We start from the raw sequence: 12,854 nt of genomic DNA, 5'->3' as shown, positions 1-12,854 counted from the left end.
TGTCTTATATTCGATATCGTAAGGCAGCATTCCTGCCTCTGTAATCGATTTGCTTCTTTTTTCTCCGACTCATTATTTTCCCGATCAATATACGGCCAAGCGGCGAATCATTGGCTCTTCCATGCATTCGATTATACGCAGGCGGATACTAGCGGTCTCGAGCGGTTCGATCCGATCGATCTTCTTGTGCCCAATCGCGCTGCCCTGCGCTACCGCCTTCCATTCCCCGTCAACCCGGGCCTCCACCACATAAGCACGGACTCGCTCCCCATACGCAATGTCTTCCATCGCAATGACATGCTCGATCGCCTGTTTTTCTCCCAAGTCGAGTACAACTTCCATTCCTGCGCCCGTCGTCTCGGCAATACATTGTCCGAATCGGCGGCGGATTTCCGTTCCGAATTCCTGTACGCGCTCTACATCACAATCGGGCAGCAGGCCGCGGTCATCTGGCGAGACGTTCAGGAGCAAGGTTGTCCCATGACCAACGGAGCGGTAATACAAGTCTATCAGATGGTCTAATGAATGCAGACTGCTCTCATCATTCGGGTGCCAGAACCAATGTCTCGCCCGAATCGGCACATCACATTCCGCAGGAACCCATTCCGGCGTGGCTCCCATCCACGTGTTCATGTCGCTCGTGAACATGCTCACGCGAGCGCTTTCAGCAGTGTTCCAGCACGGATACGGAGCGACTCCGTCTTCATTGCCCACCCAACGGATCGTCGGCGCACCCATATTGAAAATCATTGCATCCGGTTGATGTTGCTTCACAAGACCAATGATGCGCGGCCAATCGTATTGGCGGCCTTCCGAGCCCGCTCCGTCGAACCAGACTTCCACTAACGGCCCATAACCCGTCAAAAGCTCTGTGAGCTGTTCCGCATAAAAGTCGTCGTAAGCAGCAGGATCTCTATAGCACGCTGCATTGCGGTCCCAAGGAGATACGTACAACCCTAGAAGCATGCCCTCTTCCCGGCACGCATCGGCCACTTCACGCACCACGTCACCTTGACCGTTCTTCCATGGGCTTGATTTCACCGAATAGTCAGTCGTCTTCGTCGGCCACAGACAGAACCCATCGTGATGCTTTGCCGTCAGGATGACATATTTGAATCCGGCCACTTTGGCCGTGCGGATCCATTGCCGCGCATCCAGCTGCGCCGGGTTGAACAATTCCGGGGAATCAGTTCCTTCTCCCCATTCCTGATCACAGTACGTATTGATCCCAAAATGAAAAAACATCCCCAATTCCAAGTCTTGCCACGCTATTTGCTGCGGGGTAGGCAAAGCCAGCTTCGTCTTCGTCATAACGCCCTCTCCCTTACTTCAAATTAGTAATGTGGTCAGACAGTTGCGACAAGCATGTGTTTTCGATAACATTATAAGTCGTTCTGCACCATGCAAGAACCTCTTATGACTTCGAGATAGTGGAGTTAAATCCTTCATCAATAAGCAAATGGAAGCATGAAAATGTGCGCGCTGTCAAGCAGCTATCCACCGGCAGCATAACACCGGCGGATAGTGTATAAAGCTAACCTTTATTTTTTTATAGCGTTGCTGTAAATCTCTAAATATTTCGGCAGCTGCAAGCCGTCGAAGCCTTTCACATACGCATCCCAATCCTTATCCAAACTTTTGCTGCCGGTAATGAACTGAGCCATGTTGGACTCGACATAGTCACTAATGGACGTCTGCAGTTGAGCCACCAAGGAAGCGTCCTCGGCTGCGATAAATACGTCTGCTGGGAAAGCCATTTCCGGCTTCGCGAACGGTTCATATTTCTTCGACTCGTTGCGCAGGCGAAGGCCATAGCCGTCTTCCGCGAACATATCATCCGGCACCGCAAAGGAATCGCGTAATTTATTCGTCATTTTCATAATGCCGAGCTCCTGCCAAGTGCCGTTCTGGACTTGCGATACGCCTGGCTTCGGCGTTTGCTTGAAGCGCGCAGGTTGACCGTCAGCCGTCTTCTCGCCTTCCTTCGCTTTGTGCCAGCCATCGCCTTCCTTGCCCATGCTCGTATACACCGTTGCTTCTTCGGTGTACAGATAATCTGCAAAGCGAATCGCCGCAATCTGCTGCTCTGGTGTCGCTTTGTTCGTAATCGCGAACTGTCCGTTGCCAGCGCCGACGAAGTATCCGGTCAGTTGCACGCCGTTCGGTCCTTTTAACGGTGGTACCGTTACATATTCTTTATGGCGAGGCGTCAATTCGTTCGGATTGTATACATAGCTGATAAGCGCCGTGGACACGGCTCCCATCACATTGTCAGGCTTGTTGCCGATTTGCTTGACGGCATCGGCGTTCTGGGTGAAGGAAGCTTTATCGATAAGCCCTTCAGCATACAGTTTATTGATAAAGCGCAATCCTTCGCGCCATGCTTCTTGATTCGGAGAAAACTTAATGTCACCATTATCCATATACATATACGTATTGGCATCATTATAAATGAAAGCGTTCATCAAATAGGCATCCAAGCCGCCGCCCCACATGTCCTTTTTCCCTGCCGTAGTGAGCGGAACTTCATCTGCTTTGCCATTTCCGTTCGGGTCCTTCTCTTTAAACGCTTTCAGCATTTGATAGAACTCTTCCGTCGTCTCCGGCATTTTCAATCCAAGCTTATCAAGCCAGCTCTGGTTCACCCACATTTTCGAAGCATAGGTGCAGTGATAGCATTCGTTCACTTTCGGGATCGTGTAAATGTTGCCGTCTGGCGTCGTCATCGCATCCTTCAAGTACGGAATTTCCGACATGGCCTGCTTAATGTTCGGAGCATATTTATCAATTAAATCATTCAACGGAACAAATACGCCCTGCTGTCCGTACTTCATCTGGTCTGCCTTGGAGAAGTTGCCGGCGAGAATGACTTCCGGATAGTCTCCGCTTGCCATCATCAATTGCTTCTTCTCTTCAATGGCACCCTCTGGCACAACGTCCCATTTAATTTTAATGTTTGTTTTCTCTTCGACAAATTTTGTGAATTCGTTCGTCTCTAAATTTTCTATCGCTGCCGATTGCGGCGCGAACATCTTAAGTGTCATCTGCTCTTTTGCAATCGGATATTCTCCTACCGGATTGAATAGTTCGCCGGCATTCGCCACTTCGTTCGCAGCGGCATTTCCCTTTCCTTCCTCTTTGCCAGAGCCGCCCGAACCGCTGGAGCAAGCCGCCAAGAGCAGTGAGGCGCACAGCAATACCGCAAGCATCGTCGTCCATTTCAATTTCATCTTACAAGACCCTCCCTTTTATATTCTCGAATTGAGTTGTAATCTGGCAGAGATTAACCTTTTAATGAACCGATAAGGACTCCTTTTACAAAGTGCTTTTGCACGAAAGGATAAATCATCAACACCGGAGCGCTCGCCACCACGATAAGCGAATATTTCAGCAGCTCTGACATGCCTTGCAGCTGCAGCATATCATCCACGTTCGCCATCATCGTCGGATCGACCGTGTTCAGGATAAGAATATTCCGCAGCACGATTTGCAGCGGGAACATATCCGGCGATTTCAAATAAATGAGAGCGCCAAAATAAGAGTTCCAGTGGCCGACGGCGTACATTAGCGTCATGACAGCTATAATTGGTTTCGATAGCGGCAGCACGACACTTGTAATAAAGCGGACGTCGCTGCAGCCATCAATCTCCGATGCCTCAGCCAATTCTTCCGGAATACTCGTCTGAAAGAACGTACGGGCGATAATGACCTGGAAGACAGCCAATGCGCCTGGAATAATCATGGCCCAGCGGGTATCGATCATTCCTAACGACTTCACAACCATATAGTTCGGAATAAGACCGCCATCGAACAACATCGTGAAGACGAGCAGCATCATGATGATGTGACGTCCGTAGAACGTGCGACGAGATAACGGATACGCGATGAGTACGGTCATGACGACGTTCACGAACGTGCCAGTCACGGCGTAGAAGAGCGAGTTGCCGTAACCGGTCAAAATATTCGGATTCGCAAAAACTGCTTTATATCCGGCCAGTGTAAAATCAACCGGGAACAACCATACGCGACCCGAGTTGACAGCCTGCGGCGAACTGAACGAAGCGCTCAAAATATGCAGCAGCGGGAATAAAACGATGACCAGCGCGCCGCTTAATACGACGTACACAAATATGAGAAACAGGCGGTCAGGAAGCGACTCGCGAATAGCGGGTTTATTCATGGATGCTGCCCCCTTTACCACAGACTCGACTCTGACAGCTTGCGCGCAATCGCATTGACCGTCACGATGAGTACGAGATTAATGATGGAATTAAATAGTCCGATTGCTGTTGAGAAGCTAAAATTCGCATTTAACAAGCCGACCTTGTATACGTAAGTTGAAATAATCTCGGAAGACTCTAAATTGAGCGGGTTTTGCATGAGGTACATTTTTTCGAAGCCGAGACTCATCATGCTGCCCACGTTCAAGATGAGCAAAATGACCATGACGGGGAATATGCTCGGCAAATCGATATTCCAAATCTTCTGGAAGCGCGTCGCGCCGTCTACCTTGGCAGCTTCGTACAGATCCGGATTGACTCCAGATAAAGCTGCGATGTATATGATTGCGCCGTAACCGGTAAATTGCCATACGTCAGACCAGACATAAATCGATTTGAACAACTCCGGCCTTCCCATAAAATCGATGCCTTCGAACCCGAAGAGGCGCAAAATGTTATTAAGCATGCCGACGTTCGGAGAAAGGGCAACGATGATGATGGATACCATAATAACGGTAGAAATGAAGTAAGGGGCATAGGTAACCATTTGCACGGTCTTCTTAAAGAAACCGTTCTTAATCTCATTCAAAAACAGTGCCAATAGGATGGGGGCAGGAAATCCGACTAACAATCCGTACAGACTGACCACGATGGTATTACGGATGTAATTCCAGAAGTAGGGTGAGTTCAAAAACTGCTCGAAATATTTAAACCCTACCCACGGACTCTCCCAGATCCCTTTTACGACGTTATACTCTTTAAAGGCGATGAGCACTCCGCCCATCGGAACGTACTTGAAAATGATAATGTAAGCGATTGGCAGAAAAACGAGCAAATATAGTTGCCAATGCTTCTTCATTTTCTTACCGGCACCGTCGGCAAACGCGAAGCGCGATGTCGTCAGGCGGCGGGAGGCAGTTCCGGGCGTGACGTTTGCCATAGTTCATTCCTCCTTCATCCCTTTTGCAAACTCACCCCTTTTGCAACCGATTACAAAAGAGGATTCATTATTGAGCCAGTTCATATTTGCGGCGTCGATAGTATCGAGCCTCCCGGGTTGCCTTGATTATAAAAGACGAAATGATGCCATTACAATCAACCGTTTTCTTAAGGCTTAACGGATTTCGCCACACCGTCTAACCCGCTCCCGGCAAGGATTTATTGGTAACAATAGATGATTTTCGCCTGCTTGATATGTTTCGCAATCCCGCCTGTTCATCACAAAAAAAGCGCCGTTGCTACCAACACCGGGCTCGATCAGAAGCCCAATGCCGATATTCGGCGCTTTCAATTATTTGTCGCGTGTCAAGGCTGCAGCCTGCGCCGAGATGACGGCGCGGTATTCTCCTGGAGCAACCCCTTCCACTTTCTTAAATACGCGGCTGAAGGATACTGCTCCGCCATAGCCTACCCGCTCAGCTATCGTTTGAATGGAGGCATCACTGTCCCGAAGCATCCGCTTCGCATGCTCTAAGCGGATGTGGATGAGGAAATCAATGAATTTCTCGCCAGTCACATCCTTGAACGATTTGCTTAACGTTTTTGGCGGCACTTGGAACCGTTCGCTTAAATGGTCCAGCGACAGCTGAGGATGCGCATAGTTCGCTTCGATGTACGCCTGGATCTGACGTATCAACGCGGCGGAATGCTCCGCATCTGCAACAGCAAGCCGTTGCTCCGCCTGCTTCAGCAGCTCGGACAGCATCTGTTCAAGCTCCTTCAGCGTTTCGCATTCGTCAATCTGCTCCATCCAACTCGTTGCATCTGGAAGAGAATCACTCGCTCGCACCATCAGCTTCATCCGCTTGTTCATTTCCGCGTCTAGCTGTGTGCAAGCCTGTACGACCTCTTGACGGGTATACCTTGCCGCTTGCAGCATTTGAATCCATTCCAGCAGACGTTCGTGCCACTCTCCCTTTCCTTGCGCAACGCTATGCACGAGCGCTCGGGTAAGCGGCGTCACATCAACACCCACTGTCTGATGCTCCTTCTCTATGAGCACCCGATTCATCCCGCAGGTCATCTTGCGGCTTAACGATCGCAGCGCCTGGGCGAACGCTTGCGGAATGTTATGGATAGAAGCGGCAACATCACTGACGCTTGCCGTAGATGTCCATTTCAAATAATTTTCAATCCAAGGCAGCATCTGTTCCATCACATCCGCAACTTTGCGGGCAGCATGCTGAGGCTCCGTCTGAGCGGACGCAGGCTGCCAAAGCATGACGAGCCGTTCCCCCGTCAACCAATCGGCCCACACCTTCCACTCATACTCTGCAGCTATTTCATGAAAGGCCGATTTCATAGCATATTGAAGCAAGAAGCGATCCCGCCGGGAATACGCTTTCGTGAACGAAAGATACCGATCGATTTCGACCACGACGATGACGCACCAACGCTCTGAATCCAACGGAACATCCAATTTATTTTCCTTATTAAGCGGATGCTCTTCATAGCTGCCGTCCAACCATTGCCGAAATGCGTAATTGCGCAGAAATATGGCATCCTTCTTGCCTCGTTCCGCACTCTCATCACGCTCGGCAAACATTCGATCGAGAGCGGATTCGATGACGGCAAATTCATCCCAGCGCGATTGGTCCGATTGCAAGAAGGACATTGTCTCGGCAATGGTATTGACCCGCTGTACCAGATTCGCGACTGGCTTGTAATGGCGGTGGGTGATGTACACAATCCAACCCATCGCGGCGAGGAGCAGCATCATGCCGCCAATCATCCATACATTGAACCATTCCTCAATACGTAATAAAGCTTTCCCCTTCTGAAACCCGCTCTCAAAAATCCACCCCGTATAAGGCGACATATAGTCCGATACAACCGTGTAAGAAGGTGAAACGCTAGGGTTATCGGTATCATAATCCAGTAAATTCACACCTAATCGATCGCGGATGCTGACGGCATTCAAATCGGAGGCATACCACTCTTGAACTAAGGATTGAATGGAGGCTGTGGCGACGTTCACGACGATCATTCCGTCTCCTCCGCCGGTTAAAGGCACGTGGCGCACGAGCGACACGACTGACTTTCCATCTTGAAAGTCATATTCTTTAAAGGGGCGCGCACCGACCCAAGCATATTCATTGCTGCGGATATGGCGGTGTGCATCGATGAAGTCTTTGTCCATATATTCGCGGATGGGGAAGGCGCTGCTGCCGCTAAGCACCGTTTCATCTTGAAACCGGACGAGATACACGGTATCGATAAGCAGATTTCTGGCGCTGATCCGTTTCATGAGCTTCTTGATGCGCATATGTAAAGCGACATCATTGTTTTTCTTGCCGTGGAAATATTGTTCCAGCTCCGGCGCATTCAACACTTCGGAGACGACCATTTGGTCAATATCTTTCAAAGAAGCGTCCGTGGCCCGAAGAGCTTGAAGGAGGAGCGATGAATTCGACTGAATTGCATCTTTGCGGCTTTGTTCGCTTAACGTCTGAAAGAACACAAAGAATAGGAAGCTGACTACAATAATAAATACAGGCATATACGACAGCAATAAGCGGTAAAACCATCGTTTGGCCATAACGTAATGTTCCTCCTTCGAATTCCACAGCAAGGATTGAAAGAGAGGGATGTTCGCCCCCTTATAAAGTAAACGCTTACATATTTGGTAAACAAAAAAATCCCTCACGGGACTTTATATGTTCCATAAATGGCGGAGAGAGAGGGATTCGAACCCTCGCGGCTGTTACACCCTAACGCTTTAGCAAAGCGCCCCCTTCGGCCTCTTGGGTACCTCTCCAAAAAGTGGCTCCCCGAACAGGACTCGAACCTGTGACAACTCGGTTAACAGCCGAGTGCTCTACCAACTGAGCTATCAGGGAAAGACAATTATTAATATATCATGAACACTTAATGGTGTCAAGTGTCGGGAATGAAATTCCCTATTTCCCTCATTCATTCCCGTACTGTATTCCGGTTCAGCTATACTGCTGCTCAAACCATTGGGATAGCGTAACGATAAGCGCTCCCATCCGTTCTTCCTCTGGAACAAGAATTCGCTCCACACCTTCGTCTGCGATGGCGGCGGCCGTTACTTTGCCGACGGCAGCCATTAATGTCCGCTCCTTAAAGACTTCAAGCAGTTGCCCGGTCAGCCCCTGCTCTCTCGCATACGCGAACAAGAACCGCGCCTGTGGAGCGCTGGTCATCGCCACGGCGTCGATCTTCCCTTCGAGCAGTTCCTCGGTGAGCTGCCGGAGCACGCTATCCTCTGGCGGGGTATGCCGGTATGGCATCAATTCCACCGATTCAGCACCAGCCTCCTGTAGGAATTGTACCAGAGCCGGGGCGGGGTCTCCGTGCAGCTGCAAGGCAGCGCGGGTCCCTGCAAAGCGTTCAGCGCCGCCCGATCGCAATGCGCGTATTAATCCAAGCGTCGAGCCGTCATCATCGCGCACGTCCACCGCGAGCCCTAAGCGACGCAGCGCATTAACCGTCTTATAGCCCCGTGCTGCATGGCGGAGCTGAGCAAGCTTGGCAAGCAGCGCATCCCCCTTCCCTGCTGCTCGTGCGGCTTCGACGAGCTTGTCCACTCCCATTCCGGTCGTCCAGATCGCCCAATCGATCGGCTCATGAATCAGCTTGTCCACCTCGGCCTCCAAATGCTCGAACTGCTCGAACATCGTGCCCTGTGTCGGCCGAATAAGTGACGTCCCACCTTGCTTGGAGACGATCGTCGCCATTTCTTCCGCTTTACGCGGCCCCGTTAACGCAATGACCTTGCCTTCACATTTCGCCATGTACGTATTCCTCCTCTTCTCCGTTCCATAATGCCTCGCACGCAGGCCGCAAAGCCTTACGTTCTAGCCCCAGTGTCCCTTGCTCCCTTTCCCCTCGCTGTTTGCCCCTCTAGGGCAAGCAGCCGCAGAGGTCCGCGGCAGCGCCCGCATACGTATCGCTTCACATCTACCTTTCGTTTGCGCAAATAGGTCTGCTGGCAATGTACGCATTCCAAGCGATAGCGGTACGGCTCGGTCCGCTTCGGCGCAGTACCCGGCAAAGCCTTGCAATAGCGCGATCCGCCTACCCCTTGCAGCAGCTCCTTGAACTCTTTATCCCGATGACGATACCCTCTTCCCTCAATATGCAGGTGATAGTGGCACAGTTCATGCTTGATGATCCGCTCCACTTCCTCCGCTCCGTTCTCTGCGAGCTGCTTCGGATTGATTTCAATATCGTGGGACTTGAGCAAGTAGCGTCCTCCCGTTGACTTGAGTCTGGCGTTGTACCGGGCCCGGTGACGAAACGGTTTACCGAAGTCCCGGATCGACACCTGTTCGATCCAGACCTGCAATCGCTCGTTCGACTCCTGCATTGTGAATCACCCTACTTCCTACTTGAATTTGTACTGGAAGTTCAGTACACTGTCAAGAGTAGAATTGCGGAAGAAGAGAGGGAATACGGATGCCGAAGATGCGCTATGTTCTATTTCAACGTGAAGGGACATTGGAATTTGTCGAAATGCCTTCCGATTATGCCTACCAATTGAGCGCACTCAATCTGCGATTGTATAAGGAGATTGGCAAGCTCACCGCCTCAGGTGTGCCGAAGCTGCCTGCTGCGATCGCGGAATGCGATCATCTGGAATTGCTGCGGGAAGAAGATACGATAATTAGCGGATTGGATTATGTGAATCGATTGGAGCGCGCCTTCGCCTCCATTCAAGAGGATCAGTATCCGCTTATCGCTCTCTTGACGGAGATCCGGGCGCTGCAAGCGCAGATGGAGCAATGGTACGAAGAAGAATACGAAGGTTAGGCCACGTATGGACAAGCTGCCATTATAACAATGTAACAATACTTTTTTCTCAGCAGACGAACAGAGCTGCCGCATGAAGCGGCGGCTTTTTTTCTATGCTCGGAATACATAGGCTGCATCGCTATACAAGTGCATTTAGCCGGAACACTGCCATTTGAGCGGGTCGCCCGGCTTTTTGCAAGCGGACCTGCACCAAAATCGGCATTTGCCCATAAGATAGCGTTACAACGACGAATCTCTCGTCCCCGGTCGAAGGAGGGATGCTCATGCCGCAATGGTTGTGCAATCAATTGATGCGCGCCTTTCATAAAAAAGACCGCCGTCAAATCAAACTGTTGAATGAGTGTTGGTTTTTTTATCGTTCGAAGCCGCGTGTTCATTCGTAAATGCATTCGTTACGCGCGAAGAGCCTGGAAATCGGAAGTAAAGCTGCCTGACCGTCACAAATGAAAAGTCAAACCCCCGACCGTGAGCGCTACGACTCGCATAAGAGCCGCACTTCCGGACGGGGGCTATGAATGGTTCGCTATTCTATGTTCGGACGCTTCATCGTCAGACCGACGCGTCCTTTCTTCACGTCCACTTGAAGTACCCATACCGTGACATTATCGCCGACGGAGACGACATCAAGCGGGTGCTTCACATAACGGTCGCTCAACTGTGAAATATGCACTAAACCGTCATTCTTAATTCCGATATCGACGAACGCGCCGAAATCGATTACGTTCCGCACCGTTCCCTTAAGCTCCATGCCCGGCCGCAAATCTTCAATCTGCAGTACGTCTGTACGGAAAATTGGCGGCGGCAGCTCCTCGCGCGGATCGCGTCCTGGGCGCAGCAAGCTGTCGATAATGTCCTTCAACGTCGGAACGCCTACATCCAGCTTCTCCGCCAAGGCAGAGACGTCCGCGCGCTGCAGCGATTCCGCCAGCTCTGGTGTTCCAATGGAGTCGAGCCGCAGTCCAAGCTCGGTGAACAGCCGATCGACGACACGGTACGATTCGGGGTGAATCGGCGTTTTGTCGAGCGGGTGATCGCCTTCGATAATACGCATAAAGCCGACACACTGCTCAAACGCCTTCGGCCCTAATCGCGGCACCTTCTGCAGTTGACGGCGCTCGGTAAACTTCCCGTTCTCCTCCCGGTATTTGACGATATTTTTCGCCAACGTCGCGTTAACGCCGGATACATACGATAATAATGATGGCGAGGCGGTATTCACGTCAACACCGACATGGTTGACTGCTGATTCCACGACGGCGCCCAGACTCTCTTCCAACCGCTTCGGCGCAACGTCATGCTGATATTGACCGACGCCAATTGCTTTCGGGTCAATCTTCACGAGTTCTGCCAGCGGGTCCTGCATGCGGCGGGCAATCGAGACAGCACTTCGCTCCGCAACGTCAAGCGCCGGGAATTCCTCCTGCGCCAACTTGGAAGCCGAATAAACGCTGGCGCCCGCCTCGTTCACAATGGCATACTGCAGTGTCCGATCCTTGCGGGAGCTCATCCAGTTCGCCACGAACTGCTCGGTCTCGCGCGACGCTGTCCCGTTCCCGATGACGACGAGCTGGGCACCATATGTATCGGCGAGGCGGCTGAACATCTTCTCTGCTTCCGCTGTCTTGTGGTGAGGGGCGGTCGGATACGTGACAGCCACTTCGAGCATCTTGCCCGTTTCATCGACGACAGCGAGCTTGCAGCCTGTCCGGAACGCCGGGTCCACTCCAAGTACCGTCTTGCCCTTAACCGGCGGCTGCAGCAGCAGGCTGCGCAAATTTTGGGCGAACACTTGAATCGCCTGCTCTTCGGCCTTATCCGTCAACTCGTTGCGGACGTCCCGTTCAATGGACGGAGCGATGAGCCGCTTATAAGCATCTTCAATCGTCGCCTTCAACAAGTCCGTGACTACAGATGCGCTCTTGATGACCTTCTTCTCCATATGAGCAATAATCTGCTCTATAGGCACGTCGAGCGCTACCTTCAAAATCTCTTCGCGTTCCCCGCGGTTAATGGCCAAAATACGGTGTGAGGGCAGCTTGCGGACCGGCTCGACATATTCATAATACATCTCGTATACAGATTCCTGCTCCTTATCCTTCGCCTCGGTGCGGAGCACGCCGTGCTCCATCGTGAAGCGCCGCACCCAAGCGCGAATGTTCGGCTCGTCGCCAATACTCTCAGCGATAATATCCAGGGCGCCCTGGACGGCATTCTCCGGCGTAGACACGCCCTTCTCTTCATTCACATAGGCCGCCGCTTCCATTAGCGCATCACCTTGCTTCGGGAAGCTCATCATCCAGCTTGCAAGCGGTTCCAGCCCGCGTTCTTTCGCTACGCTAGCTCGTGTCTTCCGCTTCTGGCGGTACGGGCGGTACAGATCCTCCACCTCTTGCAGCTTTACGGCTGCGACAACGGAGCGCTGCAATTCTTCTGTAAGCTTGCTCTGCTCGGCGATAAGACGCAGCACTTCACGCTTGCGCTCCTCCAGCCCGCGTACATACCCGAGACGCTCTTCCAACGAACGAAGCTGATTCTCGTCCATCTCTCCGGTCATTTCTTTGCGATAACGCGCAATGAATGGAATCGTATTCCCCTCGTCCAAGAGGCCGACCGTCGTCTCCACCTGCTTCAAGCTGAGTGATAATTCTTGAGCGAGCTGCTTCAATAAGCGCTTTGGCTCGTCCTGTTTCATTTGTTCCAATAACGGCTCCAGCGCCGTCAATTCCATTACGGTGTCTTGTACTGCCATCGTTTCCTTCCTTTCCGTAATCCGAATCAGTGTCGTATTCGTCTACCGAATGTACAGGTTCTATCGATGTCCATAGCTATGTGATGCAGCTATCCGATACCATACTT

Annotated in this window: 10 protein-coding genes and 2 tRNA genes; 2 read left to right on the top strand and 10 right to left on the bottom strand. The window is 51.5% G+C overall.

Annotated features, from left to right (window positions below; all coding sequences use genetic code 11):
- Window positions 1-84: 84 nt before the first annotated feature.
- From M3650_RS06880 to M3650_RS06840, 9 genes are all read right to left on the bottom strand, one after another.
- Window positions 85-1,311 carry an alpha-L-fucosidase gene (locus M3650_RS06880; RefSeq protein WP_251573500.1) on the bottom strand — a complete coding sequence of 409 codons (1,227 nt, stop codon included), beginning with the start codon at window positions 1,309-1,311 and terminating at the stop codon, window positions 85-87.
- Window positions 1,312-1,541: 230 nt separating this feature from the next.
- Window positions 1,542-3,230: an ABC transporter substrate-binding protein gene (locus M3650_RS06875; RefSeq protein WP_251573499.1), complete on the bottom strand. Its 1,689-nt coding sequence runs from the start codon at window positions 3,228-3,230 to the stop codon at window positions 1,542-1,544.
- Between the two features lie 53 nt (window positions 3,231-3,283).
- Entirely contained in the window at window positions 3,284-4,180 is an 897-nt protein-coding gene (locus tag M3650_RS06870) for a carbohydrate ABC transporter permease (RefSeq protein ID WP_251573498.1), read from the bottom strand.
- Between the two features lie 14 nt (window positions 4,181-4,194).
- A complete protein-coding gene (locus M3650_RS06865) occupies window positions 4,195-5,160 on the bottom strand; it encodes an ABC transporter permease (RefSeq protein WP_019418968.1) in 966 nt (321 codons plus the stop codon).
- A 351-nt stretch (window positions 5,161-5,511) separates the two neighbouring features.
- A complete protein-coding gene (locus M3650_RS06860) occupies window positions 5,512-7,758 on the bottom strand; it encodes a helix-turn-helix domain-containing protein (protein WP_251573497.1) in 2,247 nt (748 codons plus the stop codon).
- Window positions 7,759-7,888: 130 nt separating this feature from the next.
- A tRNA-Ser gene (locus M3650_RS06855) sits at window positions 7,889-7,977 on the bottom strand.
- A gap of 6 nt (window positions 7,978-7,983) precedes the next feature.
- Window positions 7,984-8,059 (bottom strand) — tRNA-Asn (locus M3650_RS06850).
- 96 nt (window positions 8,060-8,155) lie between these two features.
- Entirely contained in the window at window positions 8,156-8,977 is an 822-nt protein-coding gene (locus M3650_RS06845) for a uroporphyrinogen-III synthase (RefSeq protein ID WP_251573496.1), read from the bottom strand.
- 56 nt (window positions 8,978-9,033) lie between these two features.
- Window positions 9,034-9,552 (bottom strand): SprT family protein, encoded by a 519-nt coding sequence (locus M3650_RS06840; RefSeq protein ID WP_251573495.1) that lies wholly within the window; start codon window positions 9,550-9,552, stop codon window positions 9,034-9,036.
- Between the two features lie 89 nt (window positions 9,553-9,641).
- Between M3650_RS06840 and M3650_RS06835 the strand changes: the two genes are divergently transcribed.
- Window positions 9,642-9,995 carry a hypothetical protein gene (locus tag M3650_RS06835; protein WP_019422577.1) on the top strand — a complete coding sequence of 118 codons (354 nt, stop codon included), beginning with the start codon at window positions 9,642-9,644 and terminating at the stop codon, window positions 9,993-9,995.
- 266 nt (window positions 9,996-10,261) lie between these two features.
- Complete coding sequence (cmpA, locus tag M3650_RS06830) at window positions 10,262-10,381, top strand: cortex morphogenetic protein CmpA (RefSeq protein WP_019422578.1); 120 nt, start codon at window positions 10,262-10,264, stop codon at window positions 10,379-10,381.
- Window positions 10,382-10,521: 140 nt separating this feature from the next.
- On the opposite strand, the gene M3650_RS06825 is transcribed toward cmpA, so the two are convergent.
- On the bottom strand, window positions 10,522-12,747 hold the full coding sequence (locus M3650_RS06825) for a Tex family protein (protein ID WP_483311730.1): 2,226 nt from the start codon (window positions 12,745-12,747) through the stop codon (window positions 10,522-10,524).
- Window positions 12,748-12,854 lie beyond the last annotated feature (107 nt).

Origin of the sequence: Paenibacillus sp. MER TA 81-3 (assembly GCF_023713585.1) — a bacterium.
GTDB classification, from domain to species: domain Bacteria; phylum Bacillota; class Bacilli; order Paenibacillales; family Paenibacillaceae; genus Paenibacillus_B; species Paenibacillus_B profundus.
This window is presented reverse-complemented; position numbering and strand designations above follow the sequence as displayed.